Source organism: Myceligenerans pegani (assembly GCF_014892515.1).
GTDB lineage: Bacteria > Actinomycetota > Actinomycetes > Actinomycetales > Cellulomonadaceae > Myceligenerans > Myceligenerans pegani.
Genome location: NZ_JADBGR010000098.1, coordinates 71291 through 92891, shown reverse-complemented (window position 1 = coordinate 92891; position 21601 = coordinate 71291). Strand labels below are relative to the sequence as shown.

Sequence of the window (21601 nt, the reverse complement as noted above, 5' to 3'; positions counted from 1 at the left end):
TGAGTGCGCCATCAGGGACTCGAACCCCAAACCCGCTGATTAAGAGTCAGCTGCTCTGCCAATTGAGCTAATGGCGCGTGACGGAGAGCAACACTACCAGGAGCGGCCAGCGGACTCACAACCGAATAGGACGTGACCTGCACGACAGCCCCGGCCGGACCGCCGTCGCGGACCGCGGCGAACCCGGCCGGCCCGCCGCTACAGGTACAGCCCGGCCGCGCTCTCGCCGTCGTCCACCGTGTGCACGCCATGCACGTCGCGCTCCCGCAGCAGGACGTAGTCGGTTCCGCCGAGCTCCACCTCGGCGCGGTCCTCCGGGTCGAACAGCACGCGGTCCCCGACGCCGACCTGCCGGACGTGCTCCCCGGCGGCGACCACGATCGCCCAGGCGAGCCGCTTCGGGCCGGCCGCGGTGGCCGGGATCACGAGCCCGCCCGAGGACTGCCGCTCCGACTTGTCGGTCTCCGGTTCGACGAGGAGCCGGTCGTGCAGCATGCGGATCGGAAGGTTGCCCGACGACGTCGTGCGCTCTCCGGCGGGATTCTTGACTACGGAACTCACGAGCCCAACGCTACGCGACCCGCTCGGCCACGGTCGCCGTCGTACGCGGATACGGTTGGTCCATGACCACACGGCTCGAACCCGGCGACAAGGCTCCCGACTTCACCCTCCCGGCCGCCGGCGGTGGCACCATCTCACTCGCCGATCTGCGCAAGATCGCCGGCAGGGGCGTCGTCGTCTACTTCTACCCGGCCGCCTCCACGCCGGGCTGCACGAAGGAGGCGTGCGACTTCCGCGACTCGCTGGCCGCGCTGCAGGGCGCCGGCTACGCGGTGGTCGGGATCTCACCGGACCCGGTCGCCAAGCTGGAGAAGTTCGCCGACGCCGAGTCGCTCACGTTCCCCCTCGCCTCCGACGAGGACCACGCCACCCTCGAGGCCTACGGCGCCTGGGGCGAGAAGCAGAACTACGGCCGGACGTACGTGGGCGTGATCCGGTCCACGGTGGTCGTGGCCCCGGACGGCACGGTGTCCCTCGCCCAGTACAACGTCCGCGCCACCGGACACGTGGCCCGCCTGCGCAAGGCCCTCGACGTCGACTGAGCGCGGGAAACTCGGCGACGAGCGGGGCACCGCCTACACTGAGGTCCGCGCGCGAGTGGCGTAATTGGCAGCCGCGCCAGGTTTAGGTCCTGGTGTCTTCGGACGTGGGGGTTCGAGTCCCCCCTCGCGCACCCGAGGCCGCCCTGCGACGAGCAGGGCCGCCGTCGGTGGCGGCGATGGCACGGCATTCTGCCCGGAGGAGCAACCCCGTCCCGCCGAGCGGCGTCTTCTTGGGGCGTGATGACCGACAACCGGCCGGTGCCGCCGAGTACCGCCCCGCCACCCGACCGTCCGGCGCCCGCCCCGGGAGACCTGACATGACCGCCGCCGCCACGGCCGTGGACGGCGTCTCCGTCGTCGTCCGTGCGACGACGGAGCAGGAGTTCACCGAGTTCGCCCGGCACTCCATGCCCGTCCTCTACCGGATCGCCTACCTGCTGTGCGGTGACGAGCACCGCGCCCACGACCTGACCCAGCTCGCCCTGGAGCGGACGTTCCGCGCGTGGCCCCGTGTGCGCGACGGGTCGCCGTTCGCCTACGCGCGGCGGGCGCTCGTCACCTCGCGGATCGACGCGTGGCGCCGTACGCGGCGGGACGTGCTGCGCGAGCCGGAGACCTTCGACCGCGCGGACGAGGTCCGCGAGCCCGCCGTGCACGAGCGGGACCGGCTCGTGCGCGCCCTGGCGCAGCTCCCTCCGCGGCAGCGCCGCGTCGTCGTGCTGCGCTACCTGCTCGACCGCAGCGAGCAGGAGACCGCCGAGGACCTCGGCATCAGCCGGGGAACCGTCAAGTCGACCGCGTCTCGCGGTCTGGCGAACCTGCGCACCGTCCTGGGAACGACCGACGAGGAGCCACAGCGATGAACGACCCCCTGACGAGTGAGAAGCACGTCGTCGCGGCGATCCAGCCGCCGGCCTGGGCCGACGCGGACGCCATGGCGGCCACGGCGATGCGCCGCGTCCGGCGCCGTCGCGTCGTCATCCGTGCGGCGGGGGCGGCGGCCGCGGTGCTCGCCGTGGCCGGCGGGGTCGCCCTGGCCCAGCCGCGGCAGGAGCCGGAGCTCCCGGGGGCGTCGGCGCCCGTGGTACAGCCGGTGGCGTCACCCGACGCCGACGTCCCCGCGGGGTGGTCCGCATACGAGTTCGGCGGGCTGAGGTTCGCCGTCCCCTCCGACTGGATCGAGCACGACTCGATCGGAGTCAACGGCGAGCCCGGGACGCTGTGGACCGACGAGACGATCACCGAGCAGTTCCAGCTCGAGGTGGGCACCGAACCCGGGTGGGCAGGGCCGCCCGAGGACACCGAGGAGTGGGACGTGCCCGGTGCCGAGCGCACGGCGCTGTACCGGTACGACAACCAGACCGGTGTGGCAGCCAACCTCGAGGTGGAGCGGGCCGACGGCTACTTCTACCAGGCCGTGGTCGCCGCGCCGTCGCAGGAAGCGCTCGACACGATCCTTGCCGGCCTGCGCCGGACGCTCTCCGTCAGCACCGATCCCGCCGACGTGGAGGAGCTCTTCGGATCGACGGACGAGCTGCCCGTCGTCGAACTTCCGAGCGGTCTGCCGGGCGGCTGGCGCGTCCAGGAGGTCGACGGCCTGGAGTTCGGGATTCCGGCGGGCGGGGAGTACGACGGCCCGCACACCGACTCCGGCGACTCGACGTCCAGCACCTGGTTCGACGATGCCGGGAAGCGCGAGATCTGGGTGACCTACTGGGCCGAGGGCCGCGACGCCCTCGCGGTGCCCGATGCCGACAGCGGAGCCGGGACCTTCCCGCTCGACGGCGCCGACTACGTCACCCTCGGCTCCGTCACGGACGAGGACGGCAGCCGCGAGACGGTGATCACGGTGCGCCGAGCCGACGGCGGGACGTACCAGGTCCGCGTGGTCGACCCGAAGGGTGCGGGCACCGACCTGGCCCTCCAGGTCGCGGGGACGCTCGCGCTCCGCTGAGAGCACCCGTCGCTCCGCCGGTTCCGCGCGAGAACCCGCACGGGCGATGCCGGTCCGGGCCCTGATCGGCATCCGCTGACCAGGGTCCGGCTCCGTCACCCGGCCGGCGCTGTCCCCCCGGCGCTGTCACGCCGGCTGGGTCTGTTTGCGGTGGTGCTGCCGCGGCGTCGGACGGACCGCGTCGGGCAGCGCGCGGTGCCCGAGCCACTACAGTCCGTGACATGACCACAGTCGTTCATCCCTCCTCGCCTGCGGACCTGCTGGACATCGAGTCCGAGTTCAGCGCTGCCGAGCTCGAGGCCCGCGATCGCGTGCGAGAGTTCGCCGACCGGCGGATCCGGCCGAACATCGCGCGGTGGTTCGCCGACGCCGTGTTCCCGCGCGAGATCGTGCCCGAGCTCGGCGAGCTGGGCCTGCTCGGGATGCAGCTGGACGGGTACGGCTGCGCCGGCCGGTCCGCCGTCGAGTACGGCCTCGCCTGCCAGGAGCTGGAGGCCGGCGACTCCGGGATCCGGACCTTCGTGTCCGTGCAGGGCTCGCTCGTGATGTCCGCTATCCACAAGCACGGCTCGGCCGCTCAGAAACAGGAGTGGCTGCCGCGCCTCGCGCGCGGCGAGGCGATCGGCTGCTTCGGCCTGACCGAGCCCGGCGCGGGGTCCGACCCCGCGAGCATGACGACGCGCGCCCGCCTCGACGGCGGCGAGTGGGTGATCGACGGCGCCAAGCGGTGGATCGGCCTCGCGTCGATCGCGGACGTCGCGGTGATCTGGGCCAAGGTGTCCGACGACGACGCCGGGGCGGTGCCCGACGGCCCGGTGTCCGACGCCGGGGTAGTGCCCGACGGCGGCAGCGGCGAGTCGGGCGCGGGTCCGGCGGACATCGCAGGGCGTGGGCCGGTCCGGGAGCGCGTGCGCGGCTTCCTGGTGCCGACGTCGTCGGCGGGCTTCACGGCCACGCCCATCGAGCCGAAGCTGTCGATGCGCGCCTCGATCCAGTGCGACGTCGCCCTGAGGGGCGTCCGCGTGCCCGAGGACGCGATCCTGCCCGAGAACCCCGGCCTGCGTGGGCCGTTCGCCTGCCTGGACGAGGCGCGGTACGGCATCGTCTGGGGCGCGGTGGGCGCGGCCCGCGACGCGTTCGAGGAGGCCCTGGCCTACGCCGGCGAGCGCGTCCAGTTCGGTGTTCCCGTCGCGTCGCACCAGCTCACGCAGGAGAAACTGGTGAACATGGCGCTCGAGATCAGCAAGGGTCAGCTCATGGCGTTGCGGATCGGCCGGCTCAAGGACGCCGGGCGGCTGGAGGCCCACATGATCTCGGCGGGCAAGCTGAACAACGCCCGCATGGCGATCGAGGTGTGCCGCACCGCGCGTACGGTGCTCGGCGGCAACGGGGTCACGCTCGACCACTCGCCGCTGCGGCACGCCAACAACCTGGAGTCGGTCCGCACCTACGAGGGCACCGACGAGGTCCACACCCTCATCCTGGGCCGCCACCTGACGGGCCTCCAGGCCTTCCGCTGACTCCGCCCTCCCGGTAGGCGTCGTGTGGTCGGTCGGATGTCGGATGGTCGGTCCCCCGGGCGACCGACCGTCCGACTTGGGACCGACCATGTGGCGCGGGCCGGCGGGGTAACGTTCGCGCGCTCTTCGTCTGGCGATTGGTCCCCGTTCATCCGTTCCGGTCAGCGTGGGGGCGATCCTCAGGCAACCGGAAGGGACCGCCATGCGCGCGATCGGGCGATCACGCAGGAGACTGCTTCAGGCGGCGGCAGCTGCCACCGCGACCACCCTGGTCCTGACCTCGTGGGCCGCGACGTCCTCGGCGGCGACCACGGCCGGTGCGGCCGTGACCGGCACGACCGCGGCGGACTCCACCGGCTCCGACCGGAAGCCCGGTCGGCCGGGAGCGGACGAGCCGGCGTCGGCCCCGCTCCTGACACCCGACGACGGCGCGTACCTCGAGGGCACCGTCACCGTCGCGGCCACGCCGACCGCACCCGGCGCGAGCGTCACGAGCCTCCGCGTGGACGGGGAGGTCCTCCCCGGCGCCACGGAGACGCTCGGGACCTCCGCGCTCCGGTTCGACGTGGGCAGCAACTCGGCGGACCGGTCGTTCGGCAACTGGTTCGAGATCAACGGCCACCGCATCGACCAGCCCGAGACCTGGGCGAGCGAGCGCGCCACGCTGGAGGTCCCGAACGAGTACCTGACCACGGGCGAGAACGTCGTCGGCATCTTCGCCGGGCCCAAGGAGAACACCTCCTGCGGCACGAACCACGACGACTTCGTCCTCTCGAATGTCACGCTCGAGCTGCTCGGCGAGACCGCCGACGGCGAGGAGAACGAGTACACGTACGACTTCGGGGACGGGAACTGCGGGTCCAACACGTCGAAGCTGCTCGGCGCGGAGCTGAGCTTCTTCGTCCAGGGCGACCCGCAGGCCACCACCGGGCTCACGGCCGAGCTCGACACGACGGCACTCGGCAACGGCACGCACGAGCTGTCGGCCGTCACGGAGGCGGGCGCCACCACCACGCACACCGTGACGCTCAACAACGCCCCGGCCGGCGCCCCGAGCCTCATGCCGCTGGACGGCACGGTCGCGAACGGGATCCTCCCGGTCGTGGCCGCGGCCCCGGCGGGTGGCGACGGCGGAGTCGTGGACGTGACCGTCGACGGGGAGACGCCGCCCGCGGCGGAGCACCTCGGTGGCACCGCGGCGACGTTCTCGTTCGACGTCGGCTCCAACTCGATCGACGACGCCTTCCACAACTTCCTGCGGGTCAACGGGCACCGCGTCGAGCTGGGCGGCGACTGGGCCGACGAGCGCGTCGACGTCACCCTCCCGGGCAGCATCCTGGTGCCGGGCGAGAACACGGTCGAGATCGTCACGGGCGACTACGGCTCGTCCTGCGGCGTCAACCGCGACGACTTCACCGTCTCCGGCCTCGAGCTCGTGCACGACGGCGAGCCGGTGCCGGGGGACGCCGCCGACCGGTACGTCATGGGCGACGGCCTGTGCGGGTCGAACGACTCGCTGCGCGAGGTCGCGCTCACATACACGATCGACGCCCCGGGGGTCTCCCTCGCCGACTCGCTCGGCGCGGGCGACGCGACGCTCGCGTTCGACATCGGCGCGAACTCGATGGAGGCCCGCTACCACTCGTACCTGCTGGTCAACGGCCACCGCGTGGACCTGGACGAACGCGACCACGTGTCCGAGCGGGTCGAGATCACGGTGCCGAACCAGTGGCTGCTCGCGGGCTGGAACCGCGTCGACGTGATCGCCGGCACGCTGGCGGGGACGTCCTGCGGCGACAACCGCGACGACTACGCCCTGTCCGCCCCGGAGCTGATCCCGGCCGAGGGTACGGCCACGCACGTGAGCATGCGCGCGACCCACAACATCGGCGACGGCAGCTGCGGGTCCAGCGTGAACCCCGAGGTCGAGGCCGACTGGAACTTCCACGTCGACGCGCCGGCGCGCGGCCTGCTCGCGCAGGTCCGCACCGCCGAGCTGCCCGACGGCGAGCACACGCTGGCGGCGACGTCGACCACCGGCGAGGTCGCCACCCGCACCGTGACCACCGACAACAGCGGCCCGGCCGTCGCCGCGAGCACCCCCGCCGAGGGGGACCGGATCACCACGAGCGTGCCGCTGTCCGTCGAGCTCAGCGACGACTCGGGCGTCGTCCGCGGCCCGGACGTGACCCTCGACGGCGCCGAGATCGCCGTCGGCGACCCCGTCGGACCGGGGCTCGCCGCGGGCGAGCACACCCTGGAGGTCCGCGCGACGGACGGCCTGGGCAACGAGTCCGTGCGCGAGGTGTCGTTCACCAGCGCCGGCATCCCGGACGTGCCGTCCGCGCTCACGCCAGCCTCCGGGACGCGGGGCGTGCGGGCGCCGGTGACGCTGTCGGCCACGGTGAACGAGCCCGACGGCGGGAACGTGACCACGGTGTTCACGCGCGCCGAGGCGCTCACGCCGACCCGCGCGTGGCAGGGCGAGTCGGCCGGCGTGCCCACGACCCTGCGGGTGCCGGGCGAGCAGCGGATCCGGGACACCCGCGGGCTCGCGCCGGGCGACGGCCGGGTCGTGCCGTCGCCGTCGGCCGCGGACGTCACCTACCAGCGGTTCGACGTGCGCGTGCGCGGCCGGGTCACCGAGCCCGTCCTGCGCTGGGAGGGCACCGCCGATCCGGCGCGCCTGGTGACCCTGCACGCCTGGAACGCCGACGAGCGGGCGTGGGAAGCTCTGGCGACCCGGCGCGGCGCCGCCGAGGGAGACACCGCGCTCGAGGCCGCCGTCGGGCCTGAGCACATCACCCGCGGCACGGTCCACGCCATGGTCACGGGCACCGACCCGTTCGCGGACGACATCGACCCCGGGGACCCCGACCGGTTCGCCGACCCCGACGACTACGACTTCGCGATGGTCCACTACACGGACACGCAGTACCTCTCCGAGGGCGCGGTCGAGGGCGCCACGGAACAGGAGCGCCGGACCTGGGGCAGCGCCTACACCGGCGTCATGGACTGGGTCGTGGACAACGCCGACGAGCGCAAGATCGCGTACGTCGCGCACACCGGCGACATCGTCGAGAACAACATCCGCACCCTGGCGCCGGGGCTCGAGGAGCAGGTCGTCGGGGAGTTCGAGTTCGCGTCCGAGGCGCAGGGGCGCATCGACGCCGCCGGCATCCCGAACGGCGTCGTCGCGGGCAACCACGACAACCAGTCCGGCCAGGACCCGACCCTGTACAACGAGTACTTCGGGCCGGACCGGTACGAGGCGCTGTCCGAGGAGTGGGAGGACGCGACGTACGGCGGCACGATGACGCCCGGGTCGAACGAGAACCACTACGACCTGTTCACGGCCGGCGGGCTCGACTTCGTGGTGGTGGGGCTGAGCTACGGCGTCACGCGGGACGAGGCCGAGTGGGCGGCGTCGGTCTTCCGGCGCTACCCCGACCGCAACGGCATCCTGCTCACGCACGACTACCTCGAGCCGTCCTCCTCCCCGGACGGGCGCGGCGCGAACCTCGGCGGGTCGGACGGGCCGCTGCTGTACGACCTGCTCGTGCGGGACAACGACAACGTGTTCCTCGTGCTCGCCGGGCACCGGCACGGCGTGGGCACGAACGTGCGGCCGCCGGTGGTGGGCGACATCGGGCACGGCGTCGTGGAACTGCTCGCCGACTACCAGTTCTACACGGTGCGGGCTGACCGGCTCGGGCTCGACCAGGTGGGCTACGACCCCGCCACGAAGCTGCGGTTCGGGGCGTCGTTCTTCCGGATGCTCCAGTTCGACGTCGCCGCCGGCGAGATGCACGTGGACACGTACTCGCCGCTGCTGGGCGAGTTCGGCGCGACCGAGTACGACGAGGACCGGCGGTTCAACGGCCTCGAGGACAACATGGTGCTGCCCGTCGACCTGACCAGCCGCACCACGAGCCTCGAGACCGAGGCGGTCGTGCTGTACGACCCGGTCCGGGAGATCGGGCGCGACACGGTGGCGTCGGGCGGGACGGCGAGCGTGGAATGGCCCGGCCGCCTGCGGCCCGGCCGCACCTACGCCTGGTTCGTCACAGCTCGCACGGAGGGCGGCGGCCGTGCGACGGCGTCCCCGGCGTGGTTCACGACGGCGCGGAAGTGATCCGGCGCATCACCCTGGTGGGTCTGGCGGCGGCGACTCTGGTCGCCGTCGCCGTCGCCGGTCCCGCCGTCGCGCACGACGCGACGTCGGACGTGTACGCGGAGGTCGCCGGCACGACGGCGGTCGGGGTGGCGGAGTCGTCGGGCAGCGCGTCGCCGGGCGCCTCGTCGTCGGGCGTCGACGTGGTCGCCACGCTCGACCTCGAGTACGACCTGCTGATGAAGTCCGCCTGGCTGCGGGCCGACGCCTACGAGGCGGCCGGCCGCGACGCGCAGCTTGCGAAGCTCGCCGAGTACGAGGCCGACGTCGACGCGTACGTCACGGCGCGGTTCGAGGTCGCCTACGACGGCGAGCCGTGCGCGCCGTCGCTGCGCGGCACGGACGTCGTGGAGCGGGACTCGGTGGCGTACGCGTCGCTCGACTACGCGTACGCATGCGCCGGCGATCCCGGGCGGGCGCACCGGGTGACCAGCGCGCTCTTCCCGGACGAGGAGTCGTTCGTGCACTCGACCGAGACCCTAGTGCGCTACGACCTGGACGGCGAACGGGGCTCGGCCGTGCTCACCGCGTCCTCGCCCACGCTGGCCACGGGCGAGTGGCGGCTCGCGAGGCAGCTCGGGTCGTTCTTCCTGCTCGGGGCCGAGCACCTCCTGTTCGGGCCCGACCACGTGCTGTTCCTGCTCGCGCTGCTGCTCGGGGCGCGGCGGCTGCGGGACGTCGTGCTGGTGGCGACCGCGTTCACCGTGGCGCATTCCGTGACGTTCCTGCTCGCGGCGCTCGGCCTGGTGACCGTGCCGGGCGCGGTCGTGGAGCCGGTGATCGCGGCGTCCATCGCGGTCGTGGCGGGGGCGGACCTCGCCGGGCTGTGGCGCGGCGGGCGCCGAGGGAGCGGGCGGTGGTCGCCGGCCGACGACGACGTGGCAGGCGGCGGCGTCGTGGCGGGCGGCGGCGTGCGGGCGGACCTGCGAGATGCCCTGCGCCGGTCGCAGCCCGCGGGGCGGCGGGAGACCCTGTGGGACCGGTGGCGGCTGCCCGTGGTGGTCGCGTTCGGGCTGGCGCACGGCCTCGGGTTCGCCGGGGCGCTCGGGATCGACGCGGCCTGGTCGTGGGACCTGCTGTGGTCGCTGCTCGTGTTCAACATCGGGATCGAGGCGGTGCAACTCGGGATCATCGCCGTGGCGTTCCCGCTGCTGGCGGTGCTGCGGTTGCGGGCGCCGCGCGCGGCGCGGTGGCTGCTCATGGCGGGTTCGGTGGCGATCGGCCTGGTCGCCCTCTGGTGGACGGTGGAGCGGCTGGTTCCGGCGGGCTGAGGAGATTCCCCGGCGGCCGGGGACCGCGGCGGGCACGTACGATTCTCCGGTGAGTCAGCGCCAGTCCGCCCCCGACCTGTCCCGGTTCCGCACGTCCCCCGTGAGCTTCGCGTCGCGGTCCGGGCGGTTGACCACGGGACAGCAGCGGGCCTGGGACACCCGGCGGGACGTCTACCTGGTGGACGTGCCCCGGCACGTCGGGCGCATGTCGGTGGACCCCGCATGGCGGTTCGACGCCGCCGCGGTGTTCGGCCGGACGGCGCCGCTGGTGCTGGAGGTCGGTTCGGGCCAGGGCGACGCGATCGTCACGGCGGCCGCCGGCGACCCGGGACGCGACTACCTGGCCGTCGAGGTGTACCGGCCGGGAGTCGCGCAGGTGATGGTGCGCGCCGACCGGGCGGCGCAGGAGCGTGCCGCGAGAACGCACGAGGCGGACGCCGGGGGCGACGACGCGGCCGGCGATCCGGTGGCGGGCGATTCCGTGGCCGGCGATCCCAGGGCCGGGGTTGACGTGGCCGGTGTTGACGCGGCTGGGGGCGACGGGGTCGGTGACGGCCCCGGCCTGCCGAACCTCCGCGTCATGCAGGTCAACGCCGCCGAGCTGCTGGACACGGCGATCCCTGCCGGATCGCTCGACGAGGTGTGGACGTTCTTCCCCGACCCGTGGCACAAGTCGCGGCACCGGAAGCGGCGCCTGGTCGCGCCGGCGTTCGCCGAGAAGGTGACGCGGGCCCTCCGGCCGGGCGGGCTCTGGCGGCTCGCGACCGACTGGGCGGCGTACGCCGAGCAGATGTTCGACGTCCTGGAGGCCGCCCCCGCTCTCCGCAACGCCCACGGCCCGCGCACGGCGGCGCCCCGCTTCGAGGGCCGCATCGTCACGGGCTTCGAGCGCAAGGCCCACAAGGCGGGCCGGGACATCACGGACCTGACCTACATCCGGGACTGAGCAGGTCAGGAGATCTGTGACTCCGCCTCCGCAAGGCGGCGTTCGCGGGCGTTCAGCGCGCCCGTCGTCATGCCGTAGATCGCGATGGCGCCGAGCACCTGAACCAGGACGTCGTCGAACGACACGTTGCGGCCGCGGCCCAGGACGCCCTGAAGGATCTCGTCGGCGCCCGCGATCACCGCCGCGGCCACGATGACGCGCCAGCCGGACGCGAGCGCCTTCCAGCGCAGCGGGGCGACGGCGGCGAACGGCGCGAGCAGCAGGAAGTTCCCCGCGACGACCGCGACCTGCGGCGGTACCTGGGTGAGCCCGTAGCGGGGGATCCAGCTCGTGAACCAGTGCTCGAACGTCGCCGCGAGGTCGGTGAACGGGATGAGGTTCGGCGTCAGCGCCCCGGAACTTGCGTGGATCCCCAGGGTGACCCAGACGTAGACGACGGCGTGCAGCGCCAGGACGACGTCGAGGATCCAGCCCGCCTCGGCGGCGCGTTCCGCGTCCGAGCGGAGGCTCGCGTGGTGCACGACGGCGATCGCCGCCGCCACCAGGCTGATCGCGATCGCGATCGCGGCGAGGTCGAGTCCGGCGAGGACTCCGGTCATGGGCGCTCCCGGGGTGCTGTGCTGGGCAAACCAGGCCAAATCTACCGGCACTCGCTGGTCACGCCCGTCTTTTGGCGCGGGTGAGATCCGGGGCGCGTGCGGGCCTCGCCGTCCATCTGCCCGTCGCGGTCACCGGCCGTTGAGGCCCGCGAGGAACAAATCCTCGAACCGGGGTGGGTCTGCCGACACGCCCACCCGCTGTGGCGTCCCGCCGGGGACGTCCACGGTCCGGCCCGCCGACGCGCCGGTCGTCACGACGTCGAGGGTGCGGGTCTCGAAGACCACGCCCTCACCCGTGACGAGGGACACCGCCGCGAGGGGATCCCACCAGTACAGGGCGCCGAGCTCCTTGAGGTTCACGACCTCGGGGTGGGTGACGATCGCGTGCACGAGCCGGGCCTCGTGGGTGTCGCGCTCGGCGGCGAGCCGCGCCACGAACGCGTCGGTCACCGGCACGTGGTTGGTCGCGTCCAGCCCGACGAGCCGCAGGCGCTCGTCCGGTACGCCGCCGACCGTGCGGGCCGTCGCCGGCGGGTCGATCCAGGCGTTGACCTCCTGCGTGTTGTCGAACCCCTCGGTCGTGGAGCCGAACAGGTTGCCGCCCACGTCCACGGCCCCGGCCATCGCGAACACCCGGCCGAGCCTGCGGTCCACGGCGTGCGGCCCCATCCGGTCCAGCGCCGCGGCGACGTTGCTCAGCGGCCCGGTGGCCAGGATCGTGACGGGCTGCCGGGAGCGCTCGACGGTGGCCGCGATGAGCGCGGGCGCCGTCACCCGCGCGGGCTCGTGCGGGACGTCCGCGTCCCCGAGCACGTCGGACAGGATGATCTCGACCGAGGCCCTGGCCTCCGGCGGCGGCTCGTTCACCCATTCGTCCGTGCCCGCCCCGACGGGGACGTCGGCCAGGCCGCAGCCGCGCAGCAGGGTGCGGGCATGGGTGAGGGTCCGGCCAGGGGTCCCGATCCCGTTGTCCACCACCGTGACCGCCCGCAGGTCGATCAGTCCTCGCTGGTGCGCCCGGCAGAGGTAGGCCAGCGTCGAGGCGTCGTCGAAGTCCATGTCCGAGTCGTAGATCACCGGCACCGGTTCCATGACGACCATCAAGCCAGGTCACGGGCCGGATGTCCACCCTGTCGGGTGTGGTCGGTCCGATGTCGCGAAGTCGGTCCCCCGAGGGACCGACCGCACGGACGACGAACCGACCGCTCGCCTATCGCCGCTCCAGGCGGATCACGACCGACTTCGACGCCGGGGTGTTGCTGCCCTCGGCCGTGTGGTCCAGGGGGACCAGCACGTTCGTCTCCGGGTAGTAGGCGGCGGCGCAGCCCTTCGCCGTCGGGAACGCGACGACCCGGAATCCCGGCGCCCGGCGTTCCTGCGGCGCGGCTGCTCCGTGAGTTCTGGCCGTCCTCGCGGCCTCGTCTGTTCCGCCGGTTCGGGCTGCTCCGCCGTTCCCGCTGGTCCCGGCTGAGCTGCCGTTCCATTCCGAGACGAGGTCGACCGTCTCGCCGTCCGCGACGCCGAACTCCTCCAGGTCGCGCGGGTTCACGAACACGACGCGGCGCCCGCCCGTCACGCCGCGGTACCGGTCGTCCTGGCCGTAGATCGTGGTGTTGAACTGGTCGTGGCTGCGGAGGGTCTGCAGCAGCAGCCGCCCCTCCGGCACCCGCACGACCTCCAGCGGGTTCACGGTGAACCGCGCCTTCCCGGTCGCCGTCGGGAACTCCCGCACGTCCCGCGGCGGGTGCGGCAGCACGAACCCGCCCGGCTCGGACACGCGGCGCTCGAAGTCCTCGAAGCCCGGCACGACGCGCGAGATGGACTCCCGGATGCGCGCGTAGTCGTCCCCGAAGTCCTCCCAGGGCGTCGGGTCGTCGTCGCCGAGCACGCGGCGGGCCAGGTCGGCGACGATCGCCGGTTCGCTCCGCAGCATGTCCGACGCCGGCCGCAGCGTCCCGCGCGAGGAGTGCACCACGCTCATGGAGTCCTCGACGGTCACGAACCGCGGGGCGGCGTCCCGCGCGGCGCGCCGGTGATCGCCGTCGTCCCGCTCCGTCCGGCCGAGGCAGGGGAGGATCAGCGAGCGGCGGCCGGGGACGACGTGCGAGCGGTTGAGCTTCGTGGAGACGTGCACCGTGAGCGGGACCTCGCGCAGCGCCGTCTCGGTGAGCGCGGTGTCCGGCGTGGCCGCGGCGAAGTTCCCGCCCATCGCCATGAAGACGTCGAGGCGCCCGTCGCGCATCGCGCGGACCGTGTCCACGGTGTCGTGCCCGGGATCGCGCGGCGGCTCGAAGCCGAACTCGGCGCCGAGCGCGTCGAGGAACGCCGCGGGCGGGCGCTCCCAGATGCCCATCGTGCGGTCGCCCTGCACGTTGCTGTGGCCACGGACGGGGCAGGCGCCCGCGCCCGGACGGCCCACGTTGCCGCGCAGCAGCAGGAAGCTGACCACCTCGCGGATCGTCGCGACGGCCTGCTTGTGCTGGGTCAGCCCCATCGCCCAGCAGACGACGACGCTCCGCGCACCGACGACGTCGTCGACGAACGCCTCGATCTCGGCGCGATCGAGGCCGGTGGCGGCGTCGACGTCGGACCAGGACAGCGCGCGCCAGGCCGCGGCCGCCTCCTCGAAGCCGTCGGTGTGCGTGGCGATGAAGTCGTGGTCGAGGACGGGCTCGTGACCGGCCGCACGGGCGTCGCCGTCCCGTTCGAGCAGCAGGCGGTTCACCGCCTGGAACAACGCGAGGTCGCCGGCGAGCCGGACCTGCAGGAACCGGTCCGCCAGCTTCGTGCCCGCGCCGACGACGCCGCGTATCCGCTGCGGGTTCCTGAACGTCTGCAGGCCGGCCTCGGGCAGCGGGTTGATCGCGACGATGCGCGCGCCCCGGTCCTTCGCCGCCTCCAGGGCGGTGAGCATGCGCGGGTGGTTGGTCCCGGGGTTCTGCCCGACGACGACGATCAGGTCCGCGTGGTCCGTGATGTCCGCCAGCGACACGCTGCCCTTGCCGATCCCGAGCGTCTCGGTGAGCGCGGAGCCCGACGACTCGTGGCACATGTTGGAGCAGTCCGGCAGGTTGTTGGTGCCGAGCTTGCGGGCCAGGAGCTGGTAGAGGAACGCCGCCTCGTTGCTGGTGCGGCCCGAGGTGTAGAACGCGGCCCGGTCCGGCGTGCCGGCGTCGCGCAGGCCGCGGAGCTCGCCCGCGACCATGTCGAGGGCCTCGTCCCAGGTCACCGGCCGGTAGTGGTCGGCGCCCTCGTCGCGCAGCATCGGTTCGGTGAGGCGGCCGGACTTGCCCAGCCGATGGTTCGTCCACGTCGCGAGCTCACTGACGGGTTGCTCGGCGAAGAACGCGGCGTCGGCCCGTTTGCGCGTGGTCTCCTCGGCGACGGCCTTGGCGCCGTTCTCACAGAACTCCGCGAGGTGCGGCTTGCCGGGCTCGGGCCAGGCGCAGCCGGGGCAGTCGAATCCGCGATGCTGGTTGACCAGCGGGAGCGCGCGCAGCCCGCGGGAGACGGACTCCTCGGCGACGTCGGCCAGCGCATGGAGCACGCCGGGCACACCGGCGGCATCGTGCCGGGGCGGGCCGACGCGCAGGGTGGGTTCGGGGGCCTCGGCGGGACCGTTCGTGCGGGCTTCGTCGCTCACTTCCGTCACCCCTCGACCCTACGCGCCGAGCGACGTTCCGCGAAAGAGGCATTCCGGTCAGCGGAAGTGCGAGACTGTCAGCATGGGAGCGACGACGGGCCGGCGGCGCATCGTGCGGCTGCGAGCGGTGGACGCCGGCGAGGCCCCCGCGGCCCCCGCGGACGCGAGGCCGGTGGAGGCGGAGGCCGCGAGCGCGGCGGACGACGGCGCGCCCGGTCCGCCCGCGACTGCCGCGCCCAGGGCCGTCGTCGTCCGCCGGACGGAACGCGCCGACACGCTCGCCGCCGAGGAACCCCTCCTGGTGCGGCTCGCCGGTGCGGGGCCCGTGCGATCCGGCGGGGCGGCGGCGCCTGGTGACGGGCTGACGCTGACGATGCGGACGCCGGGGGACGACTTCGACCTCGTCGCCGGGTGGCTGGTGTCGGAGGGCGTGGTGGGGACGGCGTCGGACATCGTGGGGATGAAGCTGTGCCGCGACGAGGACAACACCGTCGAGGTGGCGCTCGCGCGCGGCGTCCGGCCGCCGCGGGCACGGGCCCACCTGACGACGAGCGCCTGCGGGGTGTGCGGTTCGGACACGGTCGTGGAGGTGGCGGGGTCCCTGCGATGGCCGGTGGCCGACGACGCCGTCCGCGTGGACCCCGCGGTGATCGCCGCCCTGCCGGATCGCCTGCGGGAACGGCAGCGGGCCTTCGAGCGGACGGGCGGGCTGCACGCGGCCGGCCTGTTCGCGGCCGACGGCGAGGTCAGGTACGTCCGGGAGGACGTCGGCCGGCACAACGCCGTGGACAAGGTGGTCGGGGCGGCGCTGCGGGACGGCGCGCTCCCGGCGCCCGGCACGGTGCTGCAGGTCAGCGGGCGCGCGTCGTTCGAGCTCGTGGCGAAGGCGGCGCGGGCCGGGATCCCGGTGCTGTCCGCGATCTCGGCGCCGTCGACGCTGGCGGTGGACCTGGCCGCCGAGTGCGGGCTCACGCTGCTCGGCTTCGTCCGCGGCGCCTCCATGAACGTCTACACGCGGGCCGACCGGGTGCGGTGAGGGGCGGCGTCCCCCGGTCATGCACGGCCACGCACCCGGTCGCGCGCGGAACGGGGGACGCCGAGGGAGGCGTCAGCCGGTGAAGAGCGGGACGACGCCGCGGACGGTCTGGGACAGCCCGTAGATCAGGGGGAGGCCCACGACCAGCCAGGTGAGCACGAGCCGGGGTACCTGGTTCGGGGGGTTCTCGTCGGGCATGATCACTCCTTCGTGGCCGGCTGCTCGGCCGCCGGCCCCGTGCGGGGCTCGGCCGCGGGGCCGACGCCGGGGGAGGTGGCGCCCGCCGCGACCGGACCGCCGTCGTCCACGGGCTCGTGGAACCTCGACGCCACGGGCCGGACCAGGGCGTTGGCAACGAAGCCGACGGCGAGGACGCCGACCATCGTGAGCAGCGCGGGCCGGTAGTCCGCCGCGACGAGCTCGCCCGGCGTGCCACGCGCGTCGAGGAACCCGTTGATGATGAGCGGCCCGGCGATGCCGGCCGCGGACCACGCCGTCAGCAGGCGGCCGTGGATGGCGCCGACCTGGTACGTGCCGAAGAGGTCGCGCAGGTAGGCGGGCACGGTGGCGAAGCCACCACCGTAGAACGACAGGATGACGACGGCGACGAGGACGAAGACCGCCGTCGACGTGTGGCCGGCGACCGTGAGCAGGAGGTACAGCACCATGCCGCCGCCGAGATACATGACGTAGGTCGGCTTGCGGCCGATGACGTCCGACGTCGACGACCAGACGAACCGTCCCAGCATGTTGAACAAGGACAGCAGGGCGACGAAGCCCGCCGCCGTCGCCGCGGCGACCGTGGACGTGCCGCCCTGTCGGAAGAAGTCCTGGATCATCGGCGCGGCCTGCTCGAGGATGCCGATGCCGGCCGTGACGTTGCAGAACAGGACCGTCCACAGGAGCCAGAACTGCGGGGTCCGGATGGCGCTCGCGGCCGACACGTGCGCCGTCGACACCATCGGCCGGGCGGCGACGGCGGACGGATCGAACCCGGCGGGGGCCCAGCCGGGTGCGGGGACCTTGACCGTGAACACGCCGAGCATCATCACGGCGAAGTAGGCGATCCCGAGGGTGACGAACAGCGACGCGACGGCGCCGCCGGACGCGACCGAGGCGGTGTCGGCGGGATCGTAGGCCGGGTCGTAGAGGGACATGAGCTGCCGGGACAGGGGCGACGCGACCATCGCGCCGCCGCCGAAGCCCATGATCGCCATGCCCGTGGCGAGTCCGGGCCGGTCGGGGAACCACTTGATCAGCGTCGACACCGGCGAGATGTAGCCGATGCCGAGGCCGATGCCGCCGATGAGGCCGTACCCGAGGTACACGAGCCACAACTGCCGGGTGGCGATGCCCAGGGCACCGACCAGGAAGCCGGCGCCCCAGAAGCACGCGGCGGTGAACATCGCCCTGCGGGGTCCCACCCGCTCCACCCACGTCCCCATGACGGCGGCCGAGAGGCCGAGCATGACGATCGCGACGGAGAAGATCACCCCCACGGCGGTGAGGCTGGACCCGAAGTGGGCCACCAGGGCGTTCTTGTACACGCTCGTCGCGTAGACCTGGCCGATGCACAGGTGGATCGCGAGCGCCGCCGGCGGGATCAGCCATCGGCTGAAACCCGGTGGGGCGACCGTGTGCTCACGGTCGAGGAAGGACAGGGGCATGGGCACCTCCGCGTGCCGATAGGAGTTCCACTATGTGGAAGGCAGTTTTCTCCCAGCAGTTCGTGAAACGTTACTGCCGTGGGAGGTGCGGGATCAATGCCATGAACCGGCGGAAATGTTTCGCACGGCCGGAGGAGGCCGGTGCGGCGATGCATGACGGCGGCGTGGCCACCTCGGGAGGGAGGTGACCACGCCGCGGTTCCGTGGCCGGGACGTATCTCAGGATCGCGTCAGCACATGCTCGTCAGGGGAACGCTGCCCGGCTGGAGATCGGCGGAGTTGATCGGGGTGATATCGAGGTCCACGTAGATTCCCGGTCGGAATGCCACCCTGTAGCCGCCGGTTCCGTTGGATCCGTAGCAGAGGGCGCCGCCCCAGTTGTCGGTCTGGTTGTTGAAGGCGCGGCGCTGTCCGTACTCGTTGTAGATGTTGTGGCCGCCGCGGGACCAGAAGACGTACTCCGGGTTCCCGCCGTTCCAGCTGGCGTTCGGGTAGATGCAGAACGCACCGCTGGGGCAGCCGTGGACGGCCGCCGTCACCGATGCCGCCCGCTCGATGATGCCGCCGCGCGGTGCCTGGTCGTCGGTGACGCTGGTGGCCTCCGAGGCGGAGCCCCGGGCGTCGTCGGCGGCCTGTGCCGCCTGGGTGGTGCCGAGGACGCCGGCGAGCGCCATCAGCAGCCCCGCCAGTGCGGCGAGGGCGCGCTTCGAGAGTGTCATCGGATCTCTCTCCATCCCGTCCGCGTTCGGTACGGGCCGGCTTCCGGTGCTCCTGGCTCGAGGAGCTCCGGGGCTCGTGGCGAGCGCCCGCCGTCGACGCCGGTCCCGCCCGGCACCGTGCCGGGTGTTGCGCGGAACACGACGAACGTAGGACCGCCGTGTCCGAGCCCGCGACAACGTTCGGGGGTGGGTGAAGGCTTCGGGTCCGTCCGAAAGGTGCGGCCGCGATGTATCACGGTGCATCGGTCGGCCGTCGCTGCCCCGGCCGGGAGTTGCGCGCTCCACCGGACCAGCGGGGTCGGCGTGCTCCGGCCGTCCCTGCCCGACCGGGAGATGCGCGGCGGAAAAAGCCTGGCCGGGCGGCGGCGCCCGGACGACACTGGCTGCATGCGCATCATCGAGGCTCCGCACCCGCCCTCCCTCGACCATCCCGACGCGTGGGCGTATCACGGCATCGGGCGGGTCGCCGAGGTGGTCGCCCAGGAGACGTGGGGCGTGTCCGACACGGCCATGAGCGCCAACGACGTGCTCGTCACCATGTCGAACCAGCAGTACGCGGACAAGGTCCGGCTGGTCGCCGTCGAGGACGACGGCGGGGGCGACGGCGGGGCACCGGCCGTCGTCGGGCACGTCGTCGTCATCCTGCCGACGCAGGCCAACAAGCACCTGGGGATGGCCGAGGTGCAGGTGGTGCCGGACGCGTGGGACACCGGCACCGGGCAGGCGCTCCTCGATGCCGGGATCGAGCGGGTCCGGGCCGCGGGCCGCACGACGATGCTGCTCGGCGTCGACTTCGGCGAGGAGGATCCCGACGAGACGGAGTGGGTGACGGCGTCGTCCGGGAAGGGGCGCGTCGCGGCGGGCCTGCCGGCGATCCGGCTGGCGCGTTCGCTCGGGTTCGAGTGCGCCATCGTCGAGCGCAAGTCGCTGCTGGAGCTGCCGCTCGCGCCGGGCGCCCTCGAGGCGTTCGAGGCGGAGAGCAGGGCCGTCGCGGGCGACGCCTATCGCCTGCACACCTGGCGCGACCACATCCCGGAGGACTGGCTCGACGCCTACGCCGCGCTGGAGACGGCGCTCGCCGCCGACGAGCCGCGCGGCGACCAGGACATCGAGACCGATCCGTGGGACGCCGAGCGGGTGCGGAACGCCGACGCGCAGCACGCCGCGCGGGGCAACGGCTACGTCATCACGGCCGCCGAGCACGTCGCGAGCGGTGAACTCGCCGGCATGACGATGCTGCTGTACCCGAAGGACGAGACGCGGGAGTACGCCGAGCAGGAGGCGACGGTCGTGCTTCGGGCCCACCGCGGGCACCGGCTCGGCATGCTGGTCAAGGCGGTGAACGCCCAGGCCCTGCTCGAGGCGAAGCCGAACGCCAAGCGCGTCTGGACGTGGAACAACGAGGAGAACCCCCACATGCTGGCCATCAACGTGGCCATGGGCTTCCGGCCGGCGGGCGGCTGCGCGGAGATGCAGCGGAAGGTCTAGCCGGCCCCGCGCAGCACCAGCTTCGCGGCTGTCCTCGCGCCGTCGGCGCGGATCGTGCCCGCCACGGCAGCGGCTCGGGTGCAGGCCTCCGGGGACAGGGCCGTGACGAGCGCGGCCGACAGCGAGGCCGTGGTCGGGACGGCCCCGTCATGCACGGCGCCGATGCCCAGGGCGGCCACCCGGCCGCCCCAGTACGGCTGGTCCGCCACCTGCGGCACGATCACCTGGGGCGCGCCGGCCCGGGCGGCGGTCGTGGTCGTGCCCGCGCCCCCGTGGTGCACGACGGCGGCCACCCGGCGGAACAGCGCCTGCTGATTGATCTCCCCGACGACGTGGCAGTCGTCGCTCCCGCCGTCCGGCACGAGTTCGGCCCAGCCGCTGCCGAGGACGATGCGGCGGCCGTGGCCCCGCACGGCCTCGAACGCGGCGCGGCCGGTCTGCTCGGCGTCGTGCAGCGGCATGCTGCCGAAGCCGACGTACACGGGCGGCGCGCCGGCCTCCAGGAACGCCTCCAGGCCGGCGGGGAGCGGACGCTCGTCCGGACGGATCCACGCGCCCGTCTGCGTCACGTCGAGGTCCGTGGCGGGCCGCCACGGCCCCAGGACGGGGTCCGACGCCAGGAGCGGGTGGTCGCCGAGGATGAGATCGCGGACGTTGTCCGACGGTTCCAGGCCCCACGACGCGCGCAGGGTGTTGATCGGCGGGCCGAACAGGCCCTGCAGGTGCTCGGCGTTGAGATCCCACAGCACCCGGTTGTCGGTTTCCCCCTCCGGCACGGACTGGCCCGGCCAGGGCACCGGCGGGTGGTGCGGGGACGGCACGAAGTTCGTGGAGAAGGACGCGCCCGTGTACGGGATGCCCCGCTTCTCGGCTGCCGCCTGCACGCCGGCCTGCATGCCGATCACGCCGGCGGACACGACGGCGTCGAACTCCCCGGCGGTGGTGACCGCCTCGTAGGCCATGCCGGCCAGCTCCGCCGTGATCTCCGGGAGGGTCTTCGGCGCCTCGTCGGCGAGCAGGCCCGTGGCCAGCGCGCGGATCGGCCGGCCGACGGGCAGCGGCCGGACACCGGCGGCGTCGAGCAGTTCGGCGAAGTCCGGCGGCGCGCAGACCCGCACCTCCGCGCCGAGCTCCTGGAGGGCGAGGGCGAGCCCCGCCATCGGCTCGACGTCCCCGCGTGACCCGTAGGTCGTCAGCAGCACTCGCATCTCGCGTCCCTCCGTCGTGGGTGGTAGTCGGGGGTGGTATCGGCGTGGCCCGGAGATTCTGCGGGACGACGGGGGTCTTGCCGCAAGACCCCCTGTGCGCTATATGTTGAGAGTGGCAGGGAGAGTGTGCTCCCTGCTCTTCTCTTTTCTCCTTCCCGGTTTCTCGTTCCCGGCGCCGGGCCCGGGTTCCTCCGGCGCCCGCCTCCGGGGTCGGCCTGCCTCGGTGCGGCGCTGGGTGCGGGACGCCGTCCACCGGGTCGAGGCGACGCGTGT

Annotated in this window: 17 protein-coding genes and 2 tRNA genes; 10 read left to right on the top strand and 9 right to left on the bottom strand. The window is 73.3% G+C overall.

Annotated elements, in window-relative coordinates; all coding sequences use genetic code 11:
• Window positions 1-4: 4 nt before the first annotated feature.
• A tRNA-Lys gene (locus IIE03_RS16840) sits at window positions 5-77 on the bottom strand.
• Window positions 78-198: 121 nt separating this feature from the next.
• Window positions 199-495, bottom strand: coding sequence for a GroES family chaperonin (locus tag IIE03_RS16835; protein ID WP_192863925.1), 297 nt, complete (start codon window positions 493-495; stop codon window positions 199-201).
• Between the two features lie 128 nt (window positions 496-623).
• Between IIE03_RS16835 and IIE03_RS16830 the strand changes: the two genes are divergently transcribed.
• The 8 genes from IIE03_RS16830 (at window position 624) to trmB (ending at window position 10968) form a co-directional block, all read left to right on the top strand.
• Entirely contained in the window at window positions 624-1103 is a 480-nt protein-coding gene (locus tag IIE03_RS16830; RefSeq protein ID WP_192863914.1) for a peroxiredoxin, read from the top strand.
• 49 nt (window positions 1104-1152) lie between these two features.
• A tRNA-Leu gene (locus IIE03_RS16825) sits at window positions 1153-1234 on the top strand.
• Window positions 1235-1420: 186 nt separating this feature from the next.
• Complete coding sequence (locus IIE03_RS16820; protein ID WP_192863913.1) at window positions 1421-1966, top strand: SigE family RNA polymerase sigma factor; 546 nt, start codon at window positions 1421-1423, stop codon at window positions 1964-1966.
• Complete coding sequence (locus IIE03_RS16815; RefSeq protein ID WP_192863912.1) at window positions 1963-3057, top strand: hypothetical protein; 1095 nt, start codon at window positions 1963-1965, stop codon at window positions 3055-3057. The genes IIE03_RS16820 and IIE03_RS16815 overlap by 4 nt, the downstream gene beginning before the upstream one ends.
• A gap of 221 nt (window positions 3058-3278) precedes the next feature.
• Window positions 3279-4577, top strand: a complete 1299-nt coding sequence (locus IIE03_RS16810) for an acyl-CoA dehydrogenase family protein (RefSeq protein ID WP_192863911.1) — start codon at window positions 3279-3281, stop codon at window positions 4575-4577.
• 202 nt (window positions 4578-4779) lie between these two features.
• Window positions 4780-8712: a metallophosphoesterase gene (locus tag IIE03_RS16805; RefSeq protein ID WP_192863910.1), complete on the top strand. Its 3933-nt coding sequence runs from the start codon at window positions 4780-4782 to the stop codon at window positions 8710-8712.
• The gene (locus IIE03_RS16800) at window positions 8688-10022 is read left to right on the top strand and encodes a HupE/UreJ family protein (protein WP_318843035.1); all 1335 of its coding nucleotides are present in this window, start codon (window positions 8688-8690) and stop codon (window positions 10020-10022) included. The genes IIE03_RS16805 and IIE03_RS16800 overlap by 25 nt, the downstream gene beginning before the upstream one ends.
• 49 nt (window positions 10023-10071) lie before the next feature.
• A complete protein-coding gene (gene trmB / locus IIE03_RS25990) occupies window positions 10072-10968 on the top strand; it encodes a tRNA (guanine(46)-N(7))-methyltransferase TrmB (protein WP_318843034.1) in 897 nt (298 codons plus the stop codon).
• A gap of 5 nt (window positions 10969-10973) precedes the next feature.
• Here trmB and IIE03_RS16785 read toward each other — a convergent pair whose 3' ends face one another.
• The 3 genes from IIE03_RS16785 to IIE03_RS16775 all read right to left on the bottom strand — a co-directional run bounded on the left by IIE03_RS16785 (window position 10974) and on the right by IIE03_RS16775 (window position 15219).
• Window positions 10974-11567, bottom strand: a complete 594-nt coding sequence (locus tag IIE03_RS16785; protein ID WP_192863908.1) for a VanZ family protein — start codon at window positions 11565-11567, stop codon at window positions 10974-10976.
• A gap of 129 nt (window positions 11568-11696) precedes the next feature.
• The gene (locus tag IIE03_RS16780) at window positions 11697-12668 is read right to left on the bottom strand and encodes a nucleoside hydrolase (protein ID WP_192863907.1); all 972 of its coding nucleotides are present in this window, start codon (window positions 12666-12668) and stop codon (window positions 11697-11699) included.
• Window positions 12669-12777: 109 nt separating this feature from the next.
• Window positions 12778-15219 (bottom strand): FdhF/YdeP family oxidoreductase, encoded by a 2442-nt coding sequence (locus IIE03_RS16775; RefSeq protein WP_192863906.1) that lies wholly within the window; start codon window positions 15217-15219, stop codon window positions 12778-12780.
• A 73-nt stretch (window positions 15220-15292) separates the two neighbouring features.
• On the opposite strand from IIE03_RS16775, the gene fdhD reads away from it, so the two are divergent.
• Window positions 15293-16246 carry a formate dehydrogenase accessory sulfurtransferase FdhD gene (gene fdhD, locus IIE03_RS16770; RefSeq protein WP_225997900.1) on the top strand — a complete coding sequence of 318 codons (954 nt, stop codon included), beginning with the start codon at window positions 15293-15295 and terminating at the stop codon, window positions 16244-16246.
• A gap of 72 nt (window positions 16247-16318) precedes the next feature.
• Here the strand turns inward: fdhD and IIE03_RS26410 are convergent, their stop codons facing one another.
• The 3 genes from IIE03_RS26410 to IIE03_RS16760 form a co-directional block, all read right to left on the bottom strand.
• A complete protein-coding gene (locus IIE03_RS26410; protein ID WP_264158602.1) occupies window positions 16319-16444 on the bottom strand; it encodes an MFS transporter small subunit in 126 nt (41 codons plus the stop codon).
• Between the two features lie 2 nt (window positions 16445-16446).
• A complete protein-coding gene (locus tag IIE03_RS16765; RefSeq protein WP_408632853.1) occupies window positions 16447-17907 on the bottom strand; it encodes an OFA family MFS transporter in 1461 nt (486 codons plus the stop codon).
• Between the two features lie 236 nt (window positions 17908-18143).
• Entirely contained in the window at window positions 18144-18632 is a 489-nt protein-coding gene (locus IIE03_RS16760; protein ID WP_192863904.1) for a hypothetical protein, read from the bottom strand.
• A gap of 387 nt (window positions 18633-19019) precedes the next feature.
• Between IIE03_RS16760 and IIE03_RS16755 the strand changes: the two genes are divergently transcribed.
• Window positions 19020-20120 carry an N-acetyltransferase gene (locus tag IIE03_RS16755; RefSeq protein WP_192863903.1) on the top strand — a complete coding sequence of 367 codons (1101 nt, stop codon included), beginning with the start codon at window positions 19020-19022 and terminating at the stop codon, window positions 20118-20120.
• Here IIE03_RS16755 and IIE03_RS16750 read toward each other — a convergent pair.
• A complete protein-coding gene (locus IIE03_RS16750; RefSeq protein ID WP_192863902.1) occupies window positions 20117-21328 on the bottom strand; it encodes a glycosyltransferase in 1212 nt (403 codons plus the stop codon). The genes IIE03_RS16755 and IIE03_RS16750 overlap by 4 nt on opposite strands.
• Window positions 21329-21601 lie beyond the last annotated feature (273 nt).